This is a genomic window from Corallococcus sp. NCSPR001, assembly GCF_017309135.1.
In the GTDB taxonomy this organism is placed as follows: domain Bacteria; phylum Myxococcota; class Myxococcia; order Myxococcales; family Myxococcaceae; genus Corallococcus.
This window is the reverse complement of record NZ_JAFIMS010000002.1, coordinates 6,109,729-6,134,465: the sequence shown is the minus strand read 5'-3', so window position 1 is coordinate 6,134,465 and position 24,737 is coordinate 6,109,729. Positions and strand designations below refer to the sequence as shown.

Annotated in this window: 16 protein-coding genes; 9 read left to right on the top strand and 7 right to left on the bottom strand. The window is 71.5% G+C overall.

What is annotated here, in order from left to right; translation table 11 throughout:
• Positions 1-79: 79 nt before the first annotated feature.
• From JYJ93_RS26455 to JYJ93_RS26445, 3 genes are read left to right on the top strand one after another with little or no spacing between them, the layout of a single operon-like run.
• Positions 80-1,984, top strand: coding sequence for a hypothetical protein (locus tag JYJ93_RS26455; protein WP_206796249.1), 1,905 nt, complete (start codon positions 80-82; stop codon positions 1,982-1,984).
• Positions 1,981-5,616, top strand: a complete 3,636-nt coding sequence (locus JYJ93_RS26450; RefSeq protein WP_242543936.1) for a flagellar motor protein — start codon at positions 1,981-1,983, stop codon at positions 5,614-5,616. Before JYJ93_RS26455 ends, JYJ93_RS26450 begins: the two co-directional genes overlap by 4 nt.
• A 15-nt stretch (positions 5,617-5,631) precedes the next feature.
• Positions 5,632-8,712, top strand: a complete 3,081-nt coding sequence (locus JYJ93_RS26445) for a hypothetical protein (RefSeq protein ID WP_206796247.1) — start codon at positions 5,632-5,634, stop codon at positions 8,710-8,712.
• Here JYJ93_RS26445 and JYJ93_RS26440 read toward each other — a convergent pair.
• Positions 8,696-10,051: a response regulator gene (locus tag JYJ93_RS26440; protein ID WP_206796246.1), complete on the bottom strand. Its 1,356-nt coding sequence runs from the start codon at positions 10,049-10,051 to the stop codon at positions 8,696-8,698. The two genes, JYJ93_RS26445 and JYJ93_RS26440, sit on opposite strands and share 17 nt — an antisense overlap.
• A gap of 27 nt (positions 10,052-10,078) precedes the next feature.
• Between JYJ93_RS26440 and JYJ93_RS26435 the strand changes: the two genes are divergently transcribed.
• Positions 10,079-10,468: a VOC family protein gene (locus JYJ93_RS26435; protein ID WP_206796244.1), complete on the top strand. Its 390-nt coding sequence runs from the start codon at positions 10,079-10,081 to the stop codon at positions 10,466-10,468.
• 59 nt (positions 10,469-10,527) lie between these two features.
• Positions 10,528-12,009 carry a general secretion pathway protein GspE gene (locus JYJ93_RS26430; RefSeq protein WP_206800468.1) on the top strand — a complete coding sequence of 494 codons (1,482 nt, stop codon included), beginning with the start codon at positions 10,528-10,530 and terminating at the stop codon, positions 12,007-12,009.
• A 1-nt stretch (position 12,010) separates the two neighbouring features.
• On the opposite strand, the gene JYJ93_RS26425 is transcribed toward JYJ93_RS26430, so the two are convergent.
• The 6 genes from JYJ93_RS26425 to JYJ93_RS26400 all read right to left on the bottom strand — a co-directional run bounded on the left by JYJ93_RS26425 (position 12,011) and on the right by JYJ93_RS26400 (position 19,495).
• Complete coding sequence (locus JYJ93_RS26425; RefSeq protein WP_206796237.1) at positions 12,011-12,970, bottom strand: alpha/beta hydrolase; 960 nt, start codon at positions 12,968-12,970, stop codon at positions 12,011-12,013.
• A 1,008-nt stretch (positions 12,971-13,978) separates the two neighbouring features.
• Entirely contained in the window at positions 13,979-14,446 is a 468-nt protein-coding gene (locus JYJ93_RS26420; protein WP_206796236.1) for a hypothetical protein, read from the bottom strand.
• Between the two features lie 296 nt (positions 14,447-14,742).
• Entirely contained in the window at positions 14,743-15,666 is a 924-nt protein-coding gene (locus JYJ93_RS26415; protein ID WP_206796235.1) for a serine protease, read from the bottom strand.
• Positions 15,667-15,808: 142 nt separating this feature from the next.
• Complete coding sequence (locus JYJ93_RS26410) at positions 15,809-17,056, bottom strand: hypothetical protein (protein ID WP_206796234.1); 1,248 nt, start codon at positions 17,054-17,056, stop codon at positions 15,809-15,811.
• 53 nt (positions 17,057-17,109) lie between these two features.
• Positions 17,110-19,062, bottom strand: coding sequence for a protein kinase (locus tag JYJ93_RS26405; protein ID WP_206796233.1), 1,953 nt, complete (start codon positions 19,060-19,062; stop codon positions 17,110-17,112).
• 40 nt (positions 19,063-19,102) lie between these two features.
• Positions 19,103-19,495 carry a PEGA domain-containing protein gene (locus JYJ93_RS26400; RefSeq protein ID WP_206796224.1) on the bottom strand — a complete coding sequence of 131 codons (393 nt, stop codon included), beginning with the start codon at positions 19,493-19,495 and terminating at the stop codon, positions 19,103-19,105.
• Between the two features lie 442 nt (positions 19,496-19,937).
• Between JYJ93_RS26400 and JYJ93_RS26395 the strand changes: the two genes are divergently transcribed.
• From JYJ93_RS26395 to JYJ93_RS26380, 4 genes are read left to right on the top strand one after another with little or no spacing between them, the layout of a single operon-like run.
• Positions 19,938-20,846 carry a hypothetical protein gene (locus JYJ93_RS26395; RefSeq protein ID WP_206796222.1) on the top strand — a complete coding sequence of 303 codons (909 nt, stop codon included), beginning with the start codon at positions 19,938-19,940 and terminating at the stop codon, positions 20,844-20,846.
• Positions 20,839-21,570 carry a PIG-L family deacetylase gene (locus tag JYJ93_RS26390; protein WP_206796220.1) on the top strand — a complete coding sequence of 244 codons (732 nt, stop codon included), beginning with the start codon at positions 20,839-20,841 and terminating at the stop codon, positions 21,568-21,570. Before JYJ93_RS26395 ends, JYJ93_RS26390 begins: the two co-directional genes overlap by 8 nt.
• The gene (locus JYJ93_RS26385; RefSeq protein WP_206796209.1) at positions 21,567-23,480 is read left to right on the top strand and encodes a glycosyltransferase; all 1,914 of its coding nucleotides are present in this window, start codon (positions 21,567-21,569) and stop codon (positions 23,478-23,480) included. Before JYJ93_RS26390 ends, JYJ93_RS26385 begins: the two co-directional genes overlap by 4 nt.
• 39 nt (positions 23,481-23,519) lie before the next feature.
• Complete coding sequence (locus tag JYJ93_RS26380; protein WP_206796207.1) at positions 23,520-24,623, top strand: class I SAM-dependent methyltransferase; 1,104 nt, start codon at positions 23,520-23,522, stop codon at positions 24,621-24,623.
• The last annotated feature ends 114 nt before the right edge of the window (positions 24,624-24,737 follow it).

The following is a 24,737-nucleotide window of genomic DNA, read 5'->3' as shown; positions in this document are numbered from 1 at the left end:
CCACGGCACCAAAGTGGTGCCGTCCCGGCGGAGGGCCTTGTAGAGTCGGCGAGCCCTGGAACGTCTCCTGCTCTCCGCGTTGATCTTGGTTTCTGCCCCGGTCTGGGCGGCTTCGCTGGAGCTGCTCGGCCCGGACGCGCCCGTGCCGCCGGAGGGCTTCACGGTCGCGGTGGTGCGCCGGGACGCCGGGGGCCAGCCGGTGGCGTTCACCCCCTCCTCCGTGACCGCGGAGGGCGCGGAGCTCAAGCCAGGTCCAGAGGCGCCGCCGCTGCGGACCTGGGTCGTGGTGCCCAAGGCCCGGTCGCGCGAGGTGGTGGTGCGCGTGAAGGGCGACGGCGAGGAGGTCCAGGGCCGCTACGACGTGGGGCCGCCCGCGAGCCGCATGGAGCTGTCGCTAGAGCCCGCGCTGCCGGTGAAGGGGCGCGACACGGAGGCGACGCTCACCGTGAAGCGGCTCCGGCAGGATGGGACGCCGGATGACAGCGGCGCGCCGCCGGTGCTGCGTGCGAGCACCGGGCAGGTGGAGGGGCTCCAGCGCACGGGGCCGGGCACGTACACCGCCCGCTACGTGCTGCCGTCCACACGTTTTCCCGAGGCGGCCATCCTCGTCGCGCTGTCCGCGTGGCCCCATCCGCAGTCGGTGCATGGGGCGTATGGGCGGCTGCTGGTTCCGCTGGCGGCGGCGGTGAACCTGCCCGGCCGGAGTGATCCGGGGGGGCAGGTGTCGCTGGAGGTGGCGGGGACGCGCTTCGGGCCAGCGCCGGTGGACGCGGCGGGGCGCTTCGTCCTGCCGTTGGTGGTGCCTCCCGGCTACCCGCTGGCCCGCGGAGAGGTGAAGGACGAAACGGGCCACGTGGAGCGCATCGCCATCGACCTCCAGTTGCCGCCCACGGATGGCCTGGCGTGCGTGCTCAACCCGCAGCGGCTGCCCGCGGACGGCGTGTCCCAGGCCCGGCTCCTGTGCGCGACGAGTGATCCGAAGGGACAGCCCGTGGCGGATGCGCGCGTCACGGTGAAGGCGAAGTACGGCCGGCTGGACGGGCCCGTTCGCGACACGAACGGCATGCTGGAGTGGCGCTACACGGCGCCGCGCAAGCTCGCGGCGGATGAGCTCATTGAGGCGGCATGGCCCCAGCGGGGCCCAAGTTCGCGCGAGTCGCTGCCCATGCAACTGGTGCAGGGCCCGGTGCGCGACGTGACGGTGTCGCTGTCCGAGACGATGGTGCACGCGGGGTCGGTGGCGCGGGTGGTGGTGACGGCGCGGGACGCGGCCGGGCAGCCCCGGCCGGACGCGAAGGTGGACGTGACCTCTTCCGAGGGGACCGTGGGGCCGGCGGTGGAGTCCCCTCCGGGGACGTTCACGGTCCCGTGGACCGCGCCGCGGAACGCGGACCCGGTGAACACGTCCGTGTCGGCGCGCGCGTACGGTCCGCTCGGGACGGAGCCCGCGCGGCTCGGGGTGTGGCGGGTTCCCTCGGGGCTGGTCGCGGGCGTGGTGGACCTGGCGGGCTGGCCGGTGCCCCGTCAGCCGCTGCGGGTGAACGGCAAGGAGCAGGTGACGGGGGAAGACGGGACGCTGTTCGTGAGCGGGTGGGCGCCCGGCAAGGTGCGCGTGTCGCACGCCGTGTGGCCGGGGCTGGACGTCACGGTGCACGTGCTGGGCCCCCAGGGGCCGGTGTTCCCGGAGTCCGCGCCGCTGGTGCCCGCGCCCGTCGTGCAGCGGGTAGAGCTGGCGCCGCCGCTGCCCGTCAACGTGCGCGTGCGCGTGGAGGGTGCCCTCGTGACGTGCTGGGTGGAGGACCCGCGCGGCCAGGTGCTGAAGGATCGCCCGGTGCACGTCGCCCTGTCCGAGGGTGAGAAGGGCGATGTGTCCGTGCAGGACGGGCTCACGCGCTTCACCGTGCATGGCGCGAAGGGCCCCGTGAGTGTGTCGGTGGCGGACGTGCGCACCGGCGTGACGGCGATGGAAGAGGTGCGGCCTTGAAGGCCAGGGCGTGGCGGAGGGCCTCGCTGCCGGGCTCGACCGCGGGCGTCTTGCTCGCGCTGCTCCTGCTGTCGACCGTGGCGTCCGCGCAGTCGCTGTCCGCGGATCTACCGACGCAGGCGTCGACCATCGCCGGGCGCGTCTGCGTGGACGTGGACGGAGATGGGCTCTGTGGACCCGACGAGCCCGGGCTCTCGGACGTGCGCCTGGTGCTGGCCACCGGCCGCGAGGTGCGCACCGATGCCTTCGGCCGCTACCACCTCACCGGCGTGGACTCGCGCGTGCCGGACCTCACCGGCGGCCCGCACCTGCGCCCCGGCCGCCATGCGCTGAAGGTGGATCCGCGCAGCCTGCCGGTGTCCAGCCAGGTGGTGCCCCGCGTCGCGACGGTGGAGGTGCCCTGGGGCGCCGCCGCCCTCCAGGACTTCGCCGTGCGGACGCCGCCCACGCGCCCCCACGCGGCCATGACCTCCGCCCCGGGCCGGCCTCCCGAGGCGCGCGCCGCCGACCACGGCAACCTGCGCTTCCTCATCAGCGGCCAGGCCTCTCCCGGAGACCGGGTCCGCGCGGGCGACGTGGACGCCACCGTGGACGACTCCGGCGCGTGGCTCGCGAGCGTGCTGCTGCATCCGGCCCGGGACAACGTCATCGCCATCACCACCACCTCGCCCGATGGCGCGGTGGTGTTCACCCAGCAGTCCTTCGACGTGGTCCGGCGCGGTGAGCACGGCTTCATCGTCATCCCTCGCGAGAAGGTGCGCGTGGGCGCCGTGCACGGGCTGTCCCCGAGCTCCCCCCTGCCCACGGGAGACACCTTCCTGCGTCTGGAGGTGGCCCCCGGCACCCGGGTGACGGCCCCGGACGCCCAGCTCGTCGCGGGCCCTGATGGCGAGGTCCGCCTGCCCGTGCGGCTCGTGTCGGGACGCAACACGGTCCCCATTTCGATGGCCCCGCCACAGCGGCCCCCGATCGCCGTGTCCGTGACGGTCGAAGCGCGTGCCTGGCCCTTCGTCGTGGGCCTGCTCGACGTGGAGGCCAGCCTCGCGCCGGCCGGCGGAGGCTTCCGGCTGCGAGGCCGCGGCGCCCTCCACGGTGAGGCCTGGCTGGGCCCCGTGCAGGTGGTGGGCGAGCTGGACCTGACCGACACCGACCTGCGTCAGTTGGACGACGCGCCGCTCGCGGACTGGCTGCGTCCCCGGAGGCCCGAGCACTTCGACCGCTGGCCCGACCCCGACCTCGCCCCGGCGGAGTGGGGTGACAACTCCGTGTCCCTCACGCCCAACCCCACGGAGGGGCGCCTGCGCCTGGAAGCGCGGCATGAGCAGTACGGCCGCGCGGGCTTCGGCACCTACCGCGCGCTCCTGCAGGACCGCGAGGTGGGCCGCTACCACCGCCCGCTCTTCGGCCCCTACGCGGAGCTGCGTGAGCAGCTGGGCCCCGTGAGCGTGGGGTTGGACGCGTTCGCGGGCGGGCTGGTGGACCCCACGCGCGGCCTGGCCGCGACGCCCGCGCACGAGGAGCTGCGGGCCACGGGCGGCAGCCTCTACTACCTGGGCGGCGGCACCGTGGCGGAGGGCTCCGAGCTGGTGCGCGTGGAGGTGCGCGACGGCGTCACCGGCCTGCCGCTGGGCGAGCAGCACCTCATCCGGGGCCGCGACTACGACATCGACTACCTCGCGGGCCGCATCCTCCTCGCGCGCCCGCTGTCGTTCCTCGCCGGCGCGTCGTTCCTGCGCACGGACGCGCTCACCGAGGCGCCGGAGCCGGTGCTCGTGGTGGACTACGCGGTGCTGCACACGGGCGACCCGCGCGACTCGGTGGGCGGCGAGGCCTGGGCGCGCTGGCGCGACTCCACCGTCGGCCTGGCCGCCGTGCGCGAGCGCAGGCTGGGGGCGCCCTTCCAGCTCTTGTCGGGGCGGGGGCAGACGGAGCTGTGGGGCTACTCGCTCCTCGCGGAGGCCGCGAGCAGCCGGGGGCTCGCGGTGGAGTCCTCCGTGTTCGGCGTGTCGGACGATGGTGGCCTGTCCTTCCTCCGTCCGGTGGGCACGCAGGATGACCACGGCGGCGCGGTGACCCTGCGCGTGAGCGGCCCTGGAGTCCTGGGACCTGGCCACGGCGGCTCCGTGGCGGCCGTGTGGCGCGAGCGCTCCAAGGGCTTCTCCGACGGCGCGCACCTGGATGTCGCCCGCTTCCGCCAGCTGTCCCTGCGCGTCACGCAGCCCGTGGGCCCGTTGGCGCTCACGCTCCTGGGCGACGAGCGCCGCTCGGCGGATCCGCGCCTGCCCTTCGAGGACACGCCCTTCGGTGCCCGCACGCTGGGCGCCGCCCTGGCCTATGCGCATGACGAAGGAACCGTGCGCCTGGAGCTGCGCGACAGCTGGCTGCGCGCCACGGAGGTGCCCGGCGAGGGCGCCGCGCGCGAAGGCGGCCGGACGTCCCTCGGCGTCTCGGTGTCCCGCATGCTGACGTCCCGCCTCACCGTGTCCGCGGCGCACCGGCAGCGGCTGCACGAGCGCGGCTCGGGCTTGGGCCGGATGAACGACACGTTCACCTCCGCGGGCGTGGACGTGAACCTGGACAGCGACACGTCCGTGGGCGTGAAGGGCGGCTGGGGGCCGGAGCTGGGTCCGCAGGTCTGGCTGGACGCGCGCGCGCGGCGCGGCAATGAGACCTACTACGGCGGTTACTCCGTGGACGTGGACGGGCCGGACTTCGGCCTGGGCCGCGCGGTGACGGGGGCTCGCACGGAGATGGGGGACGGCACCACCCTGTTCGTGGAGGACGTGAGCGCGCACGACGCGATTTCGATCCGCCAGGCCCGCGCCGTGGGCTTCCAGTACGCGGTGGGCCAGAGCGGCCTCAACGTGGGGGCCCGCTACGAGCGCGGCGTGCGCCATCCGCTGGACATCCAGAGCGACCTCACGCGCGACGTGGCCAGCGTGTCCGCGCAGTGGCTGCGCGAGCGCTTCCGCGCGGACGTGCGCGCCGAGCTGCGCCACGAGGAGGGCACCCCCGCGCGCGGCGCCTCCGGCCCGGTGGACCGCACCCAGGTGGTGCTGGCGCTGGCCGCGGAGGGCCAGCTGATGAAGGACGTGACGGCCTCCGGACGGCTGGACTTCGCGCACACGGCGGGCCGCGATGGGCTGGAGGCCCGGTTCGCGGAAGGGTTCGCGGCGCTCGTCTGGCGGCCCGGTCCCTGGCTGGTGGTGGCCCGGTACGGCCTCACGCGCGAGCTGTCCCCGGGCGCCCGCTTCGCCTTCGGGGACCGGGTGCTCCAGACGGTGTCGCTGATGCCGGCGGTGCGGCTGGGCGAGCGGTTCTCCGTGGCCTCCGGCCTGCACGTCGGACGCTCCAGCCTGGGCGACTCCTCGCGCTGGGTGTGGACGGGCACGCTGCGGCCCTCGGTGCGGCTGCTGGGGGCAGTTGAGGTCGCGGTGGAGGCGGCCCGGCGCACCTCCGCGGCGGACGGCCAGGGATTGACGGCGCTCCGGCCGGAGGTGGCTTACCGGCTGGACGAGCGCCTGCGGGTGGCCCTGGGGTACACGGTCCTGGGCTTCAGCGGCTTGGGTCTGGAGGCCGAATCGGACAATGCTCCGGATCGCCTCTATCTCCGGGCGGAAGTGGCCTGGTAGGCGCCGGGCAGAGGGATGACGAACGTGCGAGCCGGATGGATCCTCCTGGGACTGGGGCTGTGCGCGGGCGTCGCCCATGCGGGTTGGACGAACGTGGAGACCCAGAGCGCACCGAAGGACGTGGCCGTCTTCCGTCCCGGCTTCTTCGCCGTCGCGACCGACACGCAGTTGTACGTGTCGCGGGATGACGTCGTGACGACCCTCAACATGGGCACGGCGGGCAGCTTCCTGAGTGGGTCCACCTGCGTGGTGGGCATCCGCACGGACGGGACGCTCCAGAGCGTGAACAACTGCTCGCCCGCGGACAACGGCAAGCACCTCTTCCCCGATGACGGCGGTGAGTACGAGGTGAAGGCCGTGCGCGTCACGGCGGATGGGGGCGTGGGGTACGCGGTCGCCGCCGAGCGACCCTTGATGACCCCGCAGTTCCGGACCTCGCTCCTCCCCAAGGAGGGCACGGCGGAGTGGGGCACCCTGACGCCCCCGCTGCCGGGTCTGAACGCCCAGCCGCACCTCGCGGTGTTACCCCCGCAGGCGGATGGCCTGCCGCACGCGCTCTTCTCCGTGTCCGCGGAGAAGGCCAACTTCCTCTGGTACCGGGGCACGACCGGAGTGGCCTACGTGGCCACGGGCATCACCCCTCCGAAGTGGGCCCACGCCGTGGTGCTGCTGCCGGGCGTGACGCCGGACCAGCCGCTCGCGTTCTTCGGCAACGACACGGGCCTGTTCCGAGGGACCCTGGGCGTCTCGACCTATCCCTTCGAGCCCATCCCGCTGGCGCCCGGTTCCGTCGACGCGCTCGCGCTCGATGTCTCGAGCGGCTCCAGCGCGGGGACAGGCTTCGGGCTGCTGCTCCTCAAGCAGTCGGACGGCCAGGTGGTGGCGTACAGCGCGGAGCCGGTGGTTCCGCCCGCGCTTCCAGGAACGCTCTGGCGGCGGAGTCAGTCCTTTCCCAAAGGCATCACCCAGGCCCCGGTGCAGCTGTCCTGTGCTGATGCGTCCTACTGCGTCGCCATCCTCTACGGCTCCGCGCAGAACGTCTTCATCTACAAGAACGAAAGCCCGCCCGACGTGAGCGGGCTCCTGGACATCAGTGTGGATGAGGGCACGAAACAGAGCGTGGATCTCGCGCTGAGCGACCCGGACGGTGACGCCGTACGGCTTTCCGCCACCTTGCGCGCCGGCAGTCCCATCACCGTCGAGCAGGCGCCGCTCGATTCGCGCGAGGCCAGTGGGCTCAAGCTGACGCTCACCGCGCCCTCGGGCATCTGCGCATCCCAGACGTCCTGGCTGGACGTGGTGGCGTCCGACGGCCTGCGCGTGCATGACACGCAGAAGGCGGTGAAGTTGGTGCTGAACCACACGCTCAAGCCTGGCGCGCCCCAGGTGGATGCGACGGCCAACGACTTCTTCATGGGAGGGTCCTCCGGCACCTTCACCGCCACGCGGGGCACCACGGGCTGCGAGCCCGTCAGCTACACCTGGACGGTGCCCCCCGCGGCACCCGGGCTCGACGTGAAGGAGGCCGTCGCCACGTTCACGCCCCCGTCCTCGCAGGCGGAGCGCTGCAAGCCGGGGACGGCCGCCTACAACTACGCGGTGACCGCGAACGACGGGACCCTGGACTCCCCGGCAACGAGCGTCCCGGTGCGGCTCCACCCATGGGGCCCCCCCGAGGCGCCGTTCACCAGCGCCTCGCGTGACGTCTTCTCCGGCGCGGCCTTGCTTCCCCAGGCGAGCCACGTGTGCGGGGGCACTCCCGGAACGCCAGGACTGCCGCCGGTGTCGACGTTCTGGTCGGTCCTGGAGAATCCCTCGAACGTGTCGGTGACGGCCCTCCAGGGCAACGACCAGCGTCCCGTGGGCCAGGACCCCGTCGAGGGCAACTCCGTCCTGCTCGCCGGGGGGACGTGCGCGGAGCCCCTGAGTTTGAAGCTGCGCGCCTTCAACCGCATCACCGTGGACGGCTTCGTCCTCGACAGCCCCTCCTCCGACGTGGAGGTCTCGGTGAAGCCGCGCTGGGTGCCCCTGGAATCGGTGAAGACCCTGGTGGACCTGGAGCCGGCGGAGGAGCGCGTGCTGCGCGGCCACGTGAAGACGGATCCGCCGCTCAACTGCACGGGCATGCGTCCCCTCTCCACGGTGGTGACGCTGGAGGACCGGGACGACCCCAGCCAGGTGTTCGACACGTGGACGGCCACCGGAGGCGGAGGCGACTTCGCGCTGGACCTGCCTCCCATGTGCGGCAGCGCCAACTACACCGTGCGCGCGCGCGTTCACGAGGGCGGCGTCGTGGCGCCAGAGGCGACCCGGGACTTTCCCCGGCAGGCGCGTGACGTGGTGCTGGGCGAGCTGAGCGGTGAGCTCGTCGCCACCTGCGGCGAGGGTGCCCGGGGCACGCTGCGCCAGACGATTCCGGAAGGGGCCTGCTCGGCGGTGGACCTGAAGTGGGCACAGGACGGCGGGCCGGCGATGGCGTCGCTCGTCGGCCAGGGGGACTCGGTGTCGCTGGCCACGGTGGACACGCAGCTGGAGTCCCTGGTGGGCGAGTTCGTCACCCTGGACGTGTCGGCCACGGGCGAGGGCGCCAGCGGGGCGGCGCGCGAGCACGCGGTGCGCATTGGCGCGCGGCCCTTCGTGAGGGTGGCGCGGCGCACGGAGACGGGGGAGGGCGTCAACTCCGGCCAGGTGGGCGTCACGGTGACGCTGCGCAACGACACCGCCTGCGACGTGAGCTCCCTCCACTACCGGGAGACCGTCACCGGCGCGCAGATGGTGCCCCAGAGCGTGACGTTGAATGGCCAGCCGGTGACGCCGGTGGAGGCGTCCGCGCGGCACTTCGAGGTGGCGCCGGTGCCGCTGCCCGCGGGCGCGACCGCGACGCTCACGTACGTGGTGCGCACGGCGCTCCTGGCTCCGCCGAAGTACTCGGGCACGGCGTCGCTGCGCGAGGTCGCCGTGTCGCACGCGGAGCCGCCGCCGGACTCCACGTCGGGATGCGGGTGCTCCGGCGGGGGCTCGGGCGTGACGGCGTTCGGGCTGGGCGCGCTGGCGTGGGCCGCGCGGCGCCGGCGGGGCGTCAGAGCCCGAAGCTGATGCGCTGGCGGCGGTTGGGCGTCTGCTGACGCTCCTCCAGCACGCCCGACAGCTCCAGGCCGCGCAGGGTGGCCAGGGCCTCGCGCTCGGACAGGTCCGTGAGGGCGAGCAGGTCCTCCACCGTCTTCGTGCCGTCCGCGAACGCGAGCAGCATCGCCTGCGGCCCCGCCAGCTTCAGCTCGTGCAGGCCGTAGGGCGGATCCGCCGTGGGGAACAGGCGGCGTCCGGGCGCCATGCGCTGGCGCAGCGCCACCAGCGTCTCCGTGCGCGTGACGCCCTCCAGGATGAGGTCGCCGGGGAAGAGCGACAGCGGCACCAGGTCCGCGCGCTGCGGCCGCATGGGGCTGAAGCCGTAGCCGCCCTCCGTCCACGCGAAGGTGGACCAGAGGATGTCCTTCACCTGCTCCTCCAGCAGCTGGCGGCGCTGCTTGGGGCTGAGCAGGCCGCGCTTGAGCAGCGCGTCGCCGGTGCGCAGCGAGTGCTCGCGCGCGTAGCCCGCGGCCTCCGCGAGCTGCGCTTCCGTGAGCGCGCCCTTGCGCAGGCAGAAGCGGCCGAAGCGCTCCGGGGCCAGGTTGGAGGCGGCGTACACCACGCGGCCCGCCTCGAAGTAGACGACCTTGAGCACCGTGCCCTGGCGCAGCTTGAGCTCACCGTGGTGGCGCGCTTCGTAATAGGCGTTGAGCAGCCTGGGCACCGACGTGTGCGCCAGGTCTCCGCCGAGCGACCACTCCGGCAACTGGCGCCGCTGCCGCACGGGCGCGGGCGCGGCCTCCGTCCACACGGCGTCGCGCTGCGCGAAGGGCAGGGGCAGGGCCTCCGACACGCCAGGGGCTTCTTCCGGGGGCGAGGGTTCGGAGGGCTCGGACGGGGTGAGGACGGACGTGAGCGCGGGCTCCTCCTCCGCGGGCGTCTCCTGGACCAGCTCTTCCAGGACGAGCAGGTCCACCTCGTCGAGCAACTCGCCGTGCGTCACGGGCGGCACGCCGGCGGCCTCCTCCAGCGCGCTGATGACGACGTCCAGCTCGAAGGGCTTCTCGAAGAAGGCGCAGGCGCCGTGGACCTTGATGGCCTCCTGGGCGAAGCGGTCGCCCTTGTAGACACCGCTGACGGCGATGGCGGGGATGGCGTGCGCGCGCAGGGCGCCCAGCACCTCGCTGCCGCGGATGTCCGGCAGGAGCAGGTCCACCAGCGCGGCGTCGAAGCGCGAGTGGGGGCCCAGGGCCTCCAGCGCGGACTCCCCCGTGAAGACGGTGAGCGCCTCATGGCCCCGGGTCTCCGCGACCGTGGCGATGAGGGAGGCGAGTTCCTGGTTGTCCTCCACGATGAGCAGTCGCGCCATGGGCCGGCAGACCCTACCATCAACTCCATGACGGACGTTCAGGGCTTCCACCACGTGGCGATTCAAGCGAACGACGTGGAGCGCGTGACGGCGTTCTATCGCGACCTGCTGGGCTTTCCGGAACTCAAGCGCCACCTGCGGGAGGACGGCACCCTGCGGAGCATCTGGGTAGGCGTCCCCGGGGGCGCCTTCCTGGCCATCGAGGCGGTGGACGGGACGCCGGAGGTGGTGCCGTTCCGCCATCCGGCGCCGGGGCTGCTGATGCTCGTGTTCCGGATTCCCCGCGAGGCGCGGGGTGGGGTGGTGGAGACCTTGGCCCGCGCGGGGGTGCCGCTGGAGCACGAGACGCGCTGGACGCTCTACGTGAGGGACCCGGAGGGCAACCGGGTGGGGTTGAGCCACCACCCAGACGACTAGGGAGGCGTGCCCGGCCGGGTGCTTGCGGAGGGTGACGGGGCATGGCTACAAGCGGCCCCATGCGCCTGGGTGAACTGCTCGTGAAGGACGGCCTCGTGTCGGCGGCGGGGCTGGAGGAGGCGCTGGAGTCGCAGGTGGTCCACGGCGGCCGGCTGGGGACGAACCTGGTGGAGCTGGGGCTGCTGTCCGAGCAGGACCTGGCCAAGGCGCTGGGCCGGCTTCACAACTGCGCCTACGCGTCCGGGGAGATGGTGCCCGACCCGAAGGCCGTGGCGCTGGTGAACCCCAACGAGGCGGACGACAAGGAGTACCTGCCCATGCGGGCGGACGCGACGCGGTTGAGTGTCGCGGTGGTGAACCCGCATGACTTCACGACGTTGGACGCCATCGCGTTCAAGACGGGCAAGCGCGTGGTGCCGGTGGTCATCCCCGAGTTCCGGATGAACCAGCTGCTCCGGAGGCACGCGAAGGCGTTCCGGCAGCTGCGGGCCATCGACATGAACGCCGTCCGCCCGAGGCCCGCGAAGGGCGCGGCGGCGGAGCTGCAGAAGGCGGCGGAGCGCCCGCCGGACCTGATGAGCGAGGAGGAGTTCCAATCCGTCTACGCGCAGGCGCTGCGCGGCGGTTCGGATGCGGAAGCGGACGTGCTGGAGGGGGAGATCATCATCACCGGCGAGGAGGTGGTGGAGGCGCCCGTGGCCACGCCGCCCCAGGGCCGGCCCGCGATGCCCGCGCAGGCGCGTCCCGGAGCACCCGTGCCGCCGCGGGTGGACATCCCCGCGCACATCGCACCGTCCGTCCCGGTGCAGGGAGTGCCCGCGCAAGCGGCCCGTGCCGCGAGTACGGTGGGGCAGGGCGCGCCGAAGCAGGGAGTGCCCTCGCACGTCGCGGCGCAGGCGGGAGCGCAGGGAGTGCCCGCGCACGTCGTGGCCCAAGCCGGAGCGCAAGGCGTGCCCGCGCACGTCGCGGCGCAGGCCGGTGCGGCGGGCGCGATGCCTCCGGGAGCCGCGCCGAATCCGCCCGTGGCCGCGATGCCGGTGGCCCCTCCTCCCACGCCGCTCACGTTCCCGGAGGCGCAGGCGGAGCTGGGACGCAGCTCGGACCGCGAGGACGTGGCCCGCACGGTGCTCCGCTTCGCCATGGGCAAGTGGCGCCGGTGCCTGCTGCTGTCCGTGCAGGGCAACCTCGTCACCGGCTGGCACGGCATGGGGCAGGGCGTGAGCGACGAAGGCGTCCGCCGCATCGGCGTGCCGCTGCGCGACCAGAGCACCTTCCGCCTCGTGCGCGACCTGCGCTCCCACTTCGTCGGCCCGGTGAAGCGCGACGCGGCGATGGGCATGTTCTACCGCCTGATTGGCGGAGGCTTCCCCTCGACGGCGGTCATCCTGCCGCTGCTCGTGCGCGGCAAGGTGGTCCACCTGCTCTACGTGGACAACGGCGCGGAGCAGTTCACCCCGCCGGACGTGGGCGAGCTGCTCATCCTCTCCCAGGGCGTGGGCCGTTCGTACGAGGCGATGATGCGGCGTCGCAAGAGCGCGTAGCTCATTCGCCTCCCGTGGACCGTTCAGGCGTGGGTGCCAGCACGGGCATCGCATCCGGACGGTCCCACAGGACGAAGTGGCTGCACCCGTCCAGCTCCACCACATTGAGCCCCGGCTTCGCGCGCCCGGCGCTCTCCCGCATGGACGCGGACTCCAGCACCCGGTCCTTCCCCGGGACGAGCAACGTGCCGCGCCGCACGTTGCCGAACAGGGACGCATCGCGCGCCTGGCTCCAGGCTTCGATGTCCCGCAGGTTGGCCATCATCGTCGCCACCCGCCTGGGGTTGAACGGGAAGGCCATGATGAGCTCCCGCTTGCGCGCATTCTCCAGCGGCCCCCACGCGCCACGGTTGTGCTTCGCGATGGGCGCGAGCCGCCACAGCGGGATGAGGAACGGCAGCAGCCACAACTGCGAGGGCGTCAGGCTCCGGTAGGGGCGGGCCTGCGGGAGCACGGGTGCCTCCAGCACCACCTCCACCCGCTCGAAGAGGTCCGGCCGCAGCTTCGCGGCCTCCAGCACCACGGCACCTCCGCGCGAATGGCCATGCACGCGCACGACGTCCGTCCGGGGCAGGTGCTCCAGTGCCTGCACCAGCACCGCGGCGTCATGGGCGATGGTGCCCTCCGGCTCCACCGGCACCTTCGCCCAGGGGGCGGACGCCTCGCGAGGGTCGGTGATGGGCAGGTGGTAGTCGCAGCTCGTCAGCAGGATGAGCTGGAGGTCGGGCTCGCCGTAGTGGTGCGTGAAGTAGCGCATGTCCGCCACGAAGCCGTGCATGACGATGACCGTGGCGCGGGGCTGTTCGCAGCGCCGTTCGGCGATGACGGCCTTGCCCACCCGGTAGACGTGTCCGTCGAAGGGCTCGCTCGCTCGGGGCGTGCCCACCCGGTGCATCAACCACCAACGCGCGGTGGGCACGAGCACGGCGGCGCCAGCGAGGACTCCAAGAGCGACGAACATGCATTCACCCGGGGCGGAGGTGGAGCGGCGCCATGCGGCGGACGGTCCGTGACACGGCGCGCATCATAAAGGCCGCGCGGGCCTCCCGCCGCGTCAAGGCGCGGCGGTGTCTGTCAAATGCTGGCAGGGCCTCCGCCAGGCAGGGGCCCGCCGGCCCAGCTCCTTGCAGAGGTCCTGGAGCCCGGACTCGCTGAGGGACACGGAGAAGGACTCCCGGCCGTCCCCTGCATCGACGCCGAAGGGCACCGAGGCGAAGTCATACAGCCGAACCAGCCAGTTCGTTGTTGCTGGTTAGAAATGAGTGTGGAGGATCTAATGCCATTCTTTGTGGTGAGTGTTTGAGGTGAACAGTTGGCGTCAGGTGAAATCAAAAAAGCCCGACAAGATCTTTCCGTTAAGATCTGGAGTGCGTGCGTCAACGCTGATGCATTCCACCTTCCCCTTCCAAAGAAGGGTGTGCATCTTTGCGAGCTTGGCAGGGTCTTTCGGTGTGCCTTTCCAATTGGGACTTAGAAACACTGCTCTGACGCGTTCTGGTTCAAATTGCTCTGCGAAGTAAAGGATGGTCTCTACTGCGTCAGGCATTTTGTTGAAGGCATCAGGCTGTATCGGACAGGCGAAGTTCCATCGATGCCCATGCTTTAGGACTCGCTTGAATTTATCATGGAATCTTGTCCTGGTTTCGCCTCGCTCGTGAGGAGAGGTTAGTCGAAGGTATAGTCTCCGTTCATTGCTTAGGGCGTAAATGTGGCGGATTTTGTGCGATGAGGGAATGTCTCCCCACGTGTTGAGGCGGAAGTCGCGAAACATGCTTCGGAGTTGTGTGCTCTTGCCGTCGCCCTGTTCTCCGATGACAAAGAGGGCGCGCTCTATGTGAGGCATAGTTTTCCTGGGTTGATTGACTGTTGGTTTGTGGCTTGTGGTTGTGTTGGGCGGTGGTTGTGGGGCTTTGTGTTGGGTTTACTTGCGGATTCATGAGTGACTGAATTGCGCAGTCGTGGTTGTTTCCTATACAGCGAGGACCATCGATGCTCGCAGCAGAAGATTAGGCATGGCAGTGGGCCAGACGCACACGAGAATGTAGCCGCCGGTGGCCCCAACGAAGCCTACTAGCTTGCCGAATTCACCTTCATCGGAATCACCACGGGAGCCAAGGGCCAGCGGAATGGCAGCTCCAAAGCCAAATGCATACCACAGTGGCCACCATGCATCAGGGCGTGCGGATAGCGAAAGTTTTACGGCTGCCGCGACGATGGCGCCTTGAGTAGAGCAAAGAGCGAGGACTAGGGTGATTATAATCGCAGTCATCAGCGGGTTCTTCTGGTTGGGTTCGCTGGATTCGATGCTTGGAGACTGAGCAGGCTTTGGTGTGGCAGCCATTGCTATTGGCATGGCAGGCACGAGTGCGACTGCGATGAATCCACTATACAGCATGCCGAAAATATAGCCCTTGATGATGAACCAGATGAGTGACATACGCCTCCGCTAGGTGTGTGACATCGACTCTATCAGGAAGGACTTTTGCTCGGGTGAGCTTCTGCCTTGAGCGAGCCGTGCGTTTCCTCTGGGGCCTAACTATCTTTCGCCAAGGCTGCTGAGAGGCCGTGGGCTACTAACCTCATGCTGAGTTGGTTAGCCCGTACCTTCCGCGCCTCTTGGAGCATCCCGGACCTTTGAATGTCGAGGCGTCGTCCAAGCCCAAAAGGGCTCGAACGTATGCTTCTGGGCGAGGCCCTTTACGACCGGCAGAAATATTCCTATGATTCCAGAGCCTACCTGACGGCGCTGAGGGTCCGGACCTGCGCGTTGATCCACGGGATGTAGTTGGAGACCCGCGTGTAGATGCCGGGCAGGCCTGCCCGCGCGCAGCCCACCCCGAAGCTCACGATGCCCTGGAGCACGTAGCCCTGGGCGCCTTTGACGACGAGCGGCCCGCCGCTGTCGCCCTGGCATGCGTCCTTGCCCCCTTGCGCATACCCGGCCCCGAACATGGCGGCTTCGTCGATGACGATTCCTTGTGACCTGTAGCTGTTGGCGACGGTCTGATGCCCGAGGACAGGGACGCCCACCTGCAGCAGGATGCTGGATGTGTCGTAGCCCCCTTCCCGTGTCAGGCCCCAGCCCGCGACCGTCGCCATCGTGTTTTCAGCGACGCGCTCTCCGGAGGCTGGGAGGCAGACAGGGACGCGCGTGTTGCTGCCCGCGAGCTGGGCGGCCGGGTTGGGGCGCATGGCCGAGGACTGGCCGCAAGCCCCGGCGACGCTCGTGTCGAACTTGATGGGCTTGTCGAGCTTGAGGACGGCGATGTCGTTCAGCGTCGTGTCCGGATTGTACTGGGGGTGGTAGACGGCCACCGCCACCCGGGCCGTCACTTGCGTGGACGTGGGCCGGTAAAGGTCATGCGCCCCGGCGGACGCCGTGAGGTTGGAGTAGCCGTCGTAGATGCAATGGGCAGCAGTGAGGACGATATCACTCTCCTCCCGGGTCGCGCTCACCCGCACCAGGCTGCCCCCGCAGAAATGGCTGCCGTACTGCTGCAGGCTGACAATCCAGGGGTGGGAGTTCGGCCGGGCCTCGACGCCTCCGACGATCTCCTGGTCCGCGTGACCCACTGTCTCGAAGGGGGCCTGCTCGGCCTCCGGACCACCGCACCCGAGAAGACCGACCGCGACGACGACTCCGCTCATGAAGCGCATGCATGCTCCTGTTCAAGTGCGGAGCGGGACAGCAATCGACGTGCCGCGTTCATGTTCCCTGGCTGTTGCCCTGGACGTGCGACGGCACGTCGCCGTGTGACATGTCAGCGGAGGTGCATGACGCGTCAGCGGATGGCCAGACTCAGGGGTCCATGGGGAGGAGCGCATCGCGCGCGAGGTCTCCGGAAGCCCCGCGCACCACCAGCCTGCGAGCCTTCTGGAACAGCGGCACGGGCGGCTCCTCCGCCACGTACACGCCCCAGTAGTACTCACCGGGAGCCAGGCCGGGCAGCACCACCTGCTGGGGGCTGCCCTCGCGCACGATGACCGGCTGCCGCAGCTCGCGGTCGCGCGCGACGACCAGCCGGTAGCGTGGCTCACCGCCAGTGGACTGCCACGCGAAGACGAGCTCCTCGGAGGCAGCGCCCACCGGGACCTCGTGGCCATCGCGCGGCGTGACGAGCAGGCCCCGGGGCCGCTGGCGCTCCACGAAGATGCGGCGAGCGAAGCCGGACTCGCCCGGCCGTCCAGCCTCATCCAGCGCGGACACGCGCCAGACGAACATGCCGGGCTCCGGTGGGACGAACGCGAAGTCCGATCCCTCCACCTGCGTGTCCACGATGCGCCGGGTGAAGCCCAGGTCACGCGCCACCTGCACCTGGTAGCTCCGGGCGCCATCCAGCGGCTTCCAGCTCAACGGGATGCGCAGCTCCGGGCGCCACGCGATGCGCGCGTCCACGCCCGGCGAGAGGCTGGTGGGGAAGGGCGAGCCATCGTGTTCGGCGTCCTCCAGGCCGCGCGCGACGTCCAGCCAGTTGCCGGCCTCGAGCGTGCGGCGGTGGATGCCTTCGGACAGCAGCAGCCGTCCGCGGGAGACGCTGAGGTGCATGCCACGCGCGGTGCGGGTGACGCGGAACTCCGTGGGGCCCGCGTGCGCTTCCACCGTGAGCGCCACCTGCCGTCCATTGTCGCCGCGGAGCACGAGCGGACCGTCGGGCAGCGCGTCTTCAGGCAGGAGCCCCCGCGCGGTCCCTGACTCCAGGGCGACCACCGAACCGCCGCCCTCTGGAGGCGCGGGCCGCTCCACCATCACCACGGTGCGCTCCTCCAACTCGATGCGGCCACCGCCCCGAAGCTCGATGCGCGTGGACGCCTCCGGCCCGGTGCGCACCCAGTCGCCGGAGCGGAACGTGGCGCCCGCCTCGAACGGCTCCCAGTACGCGTTCGCCGTGCGCAGCGTTTCGACAGGGCCGCGCGCGACAGCACAGGTGGCCACGATGGCGGACAGCTCCCGCGACACGGTCTCCACCGCGCCCTCTTCCTCCGAGGTTCGCGAGCAGCCCGCGACCAAGAGAAGCAGGACGCACCCCCATGTGCCTCGACGTCTCATGCCCTCATCCCTACGGAAACCAATCGCCTGATGGATCGCCAGGGCCGCCGCGCTCATCGCACCCTCCAACCGGAAGGTGCCTTGCGCAGCTCCTCCTCCAGGAGCCGGAGCTGGACGCGCGTCGCGCTCCGCTCCGGTGCCGCCTCCAGCGCGGCGCGCAGATGCGCCATGGCCTCCGTGAGGTCCCCGCGCTGGGTGGCCTCCGCCGCCAGCCGCTCGAACGCATCCGCCAGCGCCGCCAGCCGTGAACGCACGCGCGGATCCTCGGGCCGCAGCGACCGCGCGGCCCGCAGCTGCGCCAGCGCCGTGTCCTCCCCCGCGCCCGACAGCTTCGCCACCGCGATGAACCGGTCCGCGCGAGTCAGGTGCTCGGCCAGCTCCGTCTCCCTCGCACGCAGAGGCCACAGCAGCGCCGCGCCCGTCGCGCAGAGGACGGTGAACACCAGCGCGCTCCACCGCAGCGCCCTGCCATGCCGCGCGATCGCCAGCTTCGCGGCCACCGGAATGCGCTGCTCCACGGCGGCGCGCCATCGGCGGTAGCGCGGGAACGCGTGCGGCCGGTCCTTGCCCCGCGCGGCGCCCATCAACACTTCCGTCTCACGGCGGCCCCGGTCCAGCGCGTCGCCGAACAGCTCGTGCATTGTCTGCACCAGGTCGAAGGGGGGCAGGGTGCTCCGCACGCGCTCCAACGCATGCCGCAGCACCTTGGCGCTGGGCGCCCGGGAGGACGGCTCCGGCGACGTGGCCCACTGCACCAGCCGCTCCAGCTCCGGCGTCACCTGGGGATTGAAGTGCGAAGGCTTCAACAGCCCGGAAGGCCCCTCCGTGCCACCCGAGGCCTCCGAGGCCCGGTGCAGCGTGAGCAGCTCATAGAGCACCAGCCCCATGCCGTGGATGTCCCACGCGGGCTCCGGGCGCACTCCAGCGGCCTGCTCCGGCGCCATGTACGCGCGCTTGCCCACCACCAGCAGGTCATTCCCACTGGCGATGCTGGCGGACGCCACCCCCATGTCCACCAGCTTCACCTCGCCATGCAGCCCCACGAGCAGGTTGCCCGGGCTCACGTCCCGGTGCACCAGGTGCAGCGGGCGCCCGTCCAGGTCGCGCTGCCCATGCAGGTACTCCAGCGCCTTGCCCAGCTCGATGGCGATGGTCACCGCCAACGCCACCGGAGGCGGACGCCCGCGCCGCCGCAGCGCCTGCACCAGGTCCGCGCCGTTGCGGCCGTGCACGTACTCCATGGCCATGAAGGGCCGGCCCGCCGCGCTGCCCACGTCGAACACCTGGATGACGTTGGGGTGCTGCAACGTGGCGCTCAGCCGTGCCTCGGTGAGGAACAGCTCCGACAGGCGAGGGTGCCGCGCGTACTCCTGGAACACCAGCTTGAGCGCCACCAGCTTGTCCACGCCCTGCGCCATCGTGCGCCGGGCGAGGATGACCTCCGCCATGCCGCCCGCGCCCAGGCGCTGAAGCAACTGGTAGGGCCCGAACGCGTCGAACGGCCGCAGCCCGCCCTGCCACGCCTCCGGGTCGCGCGCGTGCAAGAGCTCCAGATGCGAATAGTCATTCAGCGCGGACGCGCCCTCCACCGTGGAGCGCGGCCGGATGCCCACCGGCGTCGGCTCCTCCCGCCACGACTCCGCGTTCCCCCGCGGAGCATCGGCGGACGTGCTCGCGGCGGGAGCCCCCACCGCCGCGGGAGCCATCGGCTCGCGAGCGCTCAGCGGCAGCGGGAGGCTGCCCGTGTCCAGCGCGACGAACTTCACGAAGTAGCCGCGCACCCAGCCGGACACGCCGTGCTCCATCACCCGCACGCGGCCGGAGACCACGGGCCCGTCCCCCTGGAAGGCCACCTGGAGCGCGAACTCCGTCCCGATGGGCTGCGGCGTGTCCTCGGGGACGAACAGGCCGTGCTCCGTCATGCTCTTCCACAGCCGCGCGCGAGACTCCGGCGCATCCGCGAACGGCAGCCGGAACAGCCGGCCCTTTCTCCTTGGCAGCTTCACGCCTGTGCCTCCCCCCTTCGGATGGACGGTGCGCTTCGCGTCACGGCGAAGCGGTCAACGTCACCTGGATGGGCTCAGGCCGGTCGCCCACCATCACCTCGGCCCGCCACGTGTCGTGGCCCTCCAGCCGGACGCTCACCTGGTGGACCCCGGGCGAGAGCGGCAGCAGCGTCCCCAGGTGCCGCGCGAGCCCCATCGCGCGTCCGTCCACGAAGACGCGCGCGCGGTCCGGCATCACGTCCAGGCGCAGCCCCGTCGTCACCGGGCGCTCCGCGCGCACCCCGCGGGGCGCGGAAGGCATCAGCGGGCGGATGGACTCCAACCGCAGGGCCGCCAGGGCCTCCACGTCCCGCGAGACAGGCGCGCGAGCAGCACAGGCGCAGGTGCCAGCCAGGAGCAGCGTGATGAGCAGACGTCTCGGATGCGGAGGCATGACAGGGATTGGGCGCGAGCGCGGGGGCCGCCGTCAAGGCACCGGCCCCCGCGTCGCAATCGCTGTTTCCACCCGTACAAGCCGGTGAAACCAGCGCTCCCGGAGGTGTCTTCCGGACCCACCGGTCCGGGTCATTTTCCAGAGCGAAGATGCGATGTCTCCAGGTGGACGGATGGCCCCCCGTCCGTGCCGCGCGGCCCGGCGGGCGTGGGTGACGGTGCGTGTGTGTCACGCGACCTGGGAGGTGACTGGGTTTGAGAGGCATTGGACCCGGGTCCGGGTCCGGGTGGATCCACGCATGTCAGACGCCACCCGTAGCCTGCGACACGTCCCAGCCTGAATCCCACCCATGACGACCCGACATCCCATGCCCGCCACCGCGCCACGGACACCGGCCCCGTCCCTGCCACCGAGACCCTTCACCTCCGCGCGGGACGGCCTCGTGCGCCGTCAGCCTCAGCGCTTCGCGGACATCCGGCCGCTCAAGCTGGAGGACTTCGTGTCCGGGACGCCGCGTCAGCGGGAGTCCTTCGCGCGGCGGCTCGTCACCCACCTGTCCGAGCGCGGCTTCTTCTACCTGGAGCGCCCCGCGGCCTTCCTGGAGCGCCACGCCCTGGCGGGGATGTACGAGCGCTACGAGGCGACCTTCCAGCACGCGCTCCTGGCGCACCCGTACCTGCACGCGCTCCTGCCCGCGGCCACGGTGTTCGAGACGGGCTACAACGCCACCTGGTACCCGGAGTCGGCGGTGGTGCGGCAGCCCATCGAGGCCTTCATGGCCAAGCCCGCGACGTGGACGGTGTTCCGCCGCCGCCTGGTGCCGGAGCCGGTGCGGGAGCTGCTGGAGGCCTCGGAGGACGCGTACGACGCCTGCCACGCCGTGGGCCTCGTGCTCCTGGAGGCGCTGGAGCTGGGCTACGGCCTGCGCCCCGGGGGGCTCACGCGCCTGTTCCGCCGCCGCACGGAAGGGGCGGTGCGGTTCGTGAAGTACCACGCGCCCAGCACCGCGCGGAAAAGACGGGAGGTGGTGGCGCACGCGTCGGAGCCGCACTCGGACAAGAGCTTCTTCACCTTCAACCTGGGCGAGTCCCGCCCGGGGCTGGTGTGGCTGGACGGGAACACGCCGCGCCTGATGCCCAACGACGCGGGGCACTGGCTCATCACCTCCGGCCGCTTCTCCGAAGGGCTGACGCGCGAGCTGGACGCGCCGGTGCGGGCGTTCCGGCACACGGTGCACAACGACGGCGAGCGCGTGGTCATCCTGGGCTTCGTGACGCCCGAGGGCGACCTGCACGACCTGCCGCTGGACGCGTGGCCCGCGCCGCCGCTCGCCGGAGGCGCCCGTGGCTGAGCTCGCGCGCGACGGACGGGACGACGGACCGGAGCACGTCTTCTTCTCCCCGCATCCGGATGACGTGGCGCTGGGCGCGTACGCGAGCCTGCTCGGCGTGCCCCGGGGCATCGTGCCCACGCTCGTCACGGTCTTCTCCCAGAGCTGCTGGGAGTTCGTGCTGCCGGTGGACCCGTCGCGGGCCATGGCGGTGACGTCGCTGCGGATGGGCGAGGACCGGAGGTTCGCCCGGGCGCACGGGCTGGACCTGGTGCACCTGGGCTTCCGCGACACCAGCCTGCGTGCACCGCCGGGGGGGCCCACCGAGGCGGAGGAGGCGCGGGCGGCGCTGGCCTCGCGCGTGATGCTGGCGCTGGGCGAGGTGCTGGCGAGCGTGTCTCCGGATGCCATCTGCTACGTGCCGCTGGGCATCTCCCACCACGTGGACCACCTGATGGTACGCGACGCGGTGCGGGCCCTGCGCGGCGGGCACAACGTCGTCTACTACGAGGACCTGCCGTACTCCGCGCACCACCTGGAGGATGAGATCGTCGACTACGCGTGGGCGCTCGGGCTGTCGCCCCGGTGCCTGGACGTGACGTCGCTGTGGTCCGCGAAGCTGCGCGGGCTGTCCTTCTACGCGAGCCAGCTGGAGCCCCAGACGCTGCCCGCGGTGGAGGCGCACGCGCGGCGGCTGGGCGCGGGCCGCGGGATGGCCGAACGCGTCTGGACGGTGGCGCCATGAGCACGAGGGAGCCCTGGGCGGACGGCGGCATGCTGGTGCACCTCTCCTATGAGGCCACGCGCACGCTGGGCGGGATGGGCGTGGTGCTGGAGCACCTCTTGTCCGAGCCCGAGTACCGGCGGGCCTTCCCGCGCACGCTGCTGGTGAGCCCCACGGTGCGGCCATGCGGCCTGGGGAGCTACGCGCCGGAGGAGTCGCTGGCGCGCGACCTGGAGGCGCACGGCGAGGTGTTCTACAGCGGCCTGCGCCGGGACAACCCGGAGCGGTGGAAGCGCGTCTTCCGGCCGGTGGAGGAGCAGCACGACGTGTCGTTCGTCTACGGGCGGCGCGACGCTCCGGGCGGTCCGGTGGAGGTGCTGCTCGTGGACCTCACGGACGTGCTCCGGGGCTACCGGGTGAGGATGGGCACGCTGCCCCGGTTCCTCGCGCGACTGCACACGCTGCTGGGGGTGGACCTCCCGTTCGACTGCCGGGGGCCGCGTCCGGCGGCGTGGCGGGGGCTGTCGCGGATGTGGCGCCAGCGCTTCGGCACGCGGCTGGGCGCGGCGCCCTGGATCAACCGCCTGTTCCGCAAGGCCGTGCGGCACGGCCTGATGGACGCGCCCGCGCTGGACCATGACGCGATGCTGGCCATCGTGCTCGCGGAGCCCGTCTTCGACGCGCTGGAGCGGCTGCGCCCGAAGGACGGTGCGGGGACGGTCATCCTCGCGCAGGAGCACCTGTCGCTGCCGCTCGCGTACAAGGCGCTGCTCGACGGGCGGCGCTGGTGCCGCACCGTGTACTACGCGGGCGAGGTGCGCACGCCCCGGGTGCTCGTGGAGTACGGCGAGGCAGGGCAGGGCGCGTCCGACGCGCGCTTCTACAACATCCAACGTCTGGGTTTGGAGCAGGGGAAGACGCTGGATGAGGTGTACCCCGTGGGCACCTGGCCCAACTTCCAAATCCTGCGCAACGGCCACCTGTGCGACCGCGTGGGCGCGGTGAGCGCGTCCGTGGCGGACGAGCTGCGGTTCCTGGACGCGCGCTATGCGCTCCAGCCGCTGACGGTAGTGCCCCACGGGCACCGGCCCATCGAGACGGGCTGGGACGCGAAGGAGGCCGCGCGGGCGAAGGTGCTGGCCCATGCGCGCAAGGCGTGGGGCAGGGACTTCCGTTTGCTCCTCACGCACATCGCGCGGGACGAGGTCTGCAAGGGGCTCTGGCGCGACGTGGACGTGTGCGAGCACCTGGCCACGCTGCTGCCCCCGGAGCGCAAGCCCGCGCTGCTGGTGATGGTGACGGAATGGAACGAAGCGGAGCCGTCCGACAACCTGCGCACCCTGAAGGCGAGGGTGGACGCGTTCAACGCGAAGGACACGGGGCTGCACATCGCGCTGGTGAACCAGCCCACGTGGCCCGCGGGCCTGGACTTCACGCGGGACGACCTGCACCGCGCCACGGACGTGTCCCTGGGGCAGTCGCTGTATGAGTCGTATGGCCTGGCGCAGCTGGAGGCCCTGGGCTGCGGCGCCATCTGCGTCATCTCCGGAGTCAGCGGCGCCCGGCGTGCCCTGAAGGCGGTGTGCGAGCGGCAGGGCTTGTCGGAGGCCGCGCATCCGAACCTCGTGGTGTCGGACCCGGTGGCGGATGCGCGGGCCGCGGGCGTGGCGCACTCGGTGGAGACCTGGAAGGCGCTGCCCGCCAGCGTGCTGCGGGAACAGGAGCTGCACACCGCGGAGCGCGTGGCGGAGGAGGTGGTGCGGAGGCTCCCGCGCGACGCGCACGAAGGCCGCCTCCTGCTGGCGACGGGCTGGGCGCTGTCGGAGCGGCTGGGCTGGGAGCCGCTCATCCGCGAGCAGCTGCTGCCGCTGCTGCGCTTCCCGAAGGAGGAGGCGCAGGACGTGTCCGACTGGAGCGCGGCCCACGGCTGAGCCCCTGCCGGAATCCCTTTTCAATGTGGAGCGCGGAACATGGCTGAGAACGAGCAGGCCCCGGCGCTCATCGTCGTGGCCCACCCCGAGGACGTCGTCCGGTTGTTCAGCACGGTGGCGCCGGGCGCGGACGTGGCGGTGGTGACGGAGGACGGGAGCGCGGGCCGGGAGCTGGAGGCCGTGGGCCGCGCCCTGGGCGCGCGGAGCACGCACCTCTTGTTGTCACCTTCGGAGGTGGGGCCCTGGTGCCGCGAGCAGCGGCTGCGGGGCGGCGCCCGCGTCTACACGCACAGCCCGCAGGAGGACGCCCCGCTGCACCGCGAGGTGGCGCTGCTCGTCAGCCGCGTCTTCGACCGGCTGTGGGTCCCCGCCACGGGCGCCAGGCCCACCGCCTGCACGGTGCTGGACGACGCGGCCTTCCAGCGCAAGCTGGGGCTGCTCAACTCGCTCTACCGGGAGCGTCCGGACGGAGCCGCCTCGGGCGCGTGCACGGACCCCGTGCGCGACGGGCCCGGCATCGAGGCCTTCACCGAGGTGCGGGCCGGGGACGTGGTGCGCGCCCTGTCCCTCACGAAGCCGGAGATCTTCTCCGAGCTCGCGGACCCCTGGGGCTTCGCCCAGTCCACCTACGAGGGGGAGCGCTTCGCTCTCACCGCGAAGGTGCTCGGGACACTGCGCCACGCGAGCCCCCCCAGGCGCGTGGTGGACGTGGGCGCCTGCGAGGGGATGATGACCGGGCACCTGCTGACGCTCTTCCCGGACGCGAACATCCGCGCCGTGGAGTCCGAGCCCCGCTTCGTCACGCGCCTGCGCGAGCGGCTGGGGGGCCACGCGCGCGTGCGCATCGTGGAGGCCAGCGCGGAGGACGTGGCGCTGGAGGCGGACCTGGTGCTGCTGGCGGAGGTGCTCTACTACCTGTCCGAGGACGCCACCCGCGACCTGCTGGACCGGCTGCACGCCTCCCACCTGCTCACGTCCTACGGCGGAGGTTTCGGCGCCCAGGTGCATGCGGCGCTCGCCCGGCGCGGATGGCGGTGCGTCCAGTCCGCGACACTTCCAGGCCGCATCGAACCGGTGGACGGCGCCACCAGCCCGCTGCTCGTCCGCCGCGCGGGCACCGAAATCCGGCTCTGGGAACAGTGATAACAAGAATTCACGGCTGGACGGCCGGGCTTCTTGCCCAGAAGGGGATGACATCTGGGTTTGTCACAATTCCTGGTTCAGGGATTGTATAGCCTTGCCTGTTTGGATTTGCGT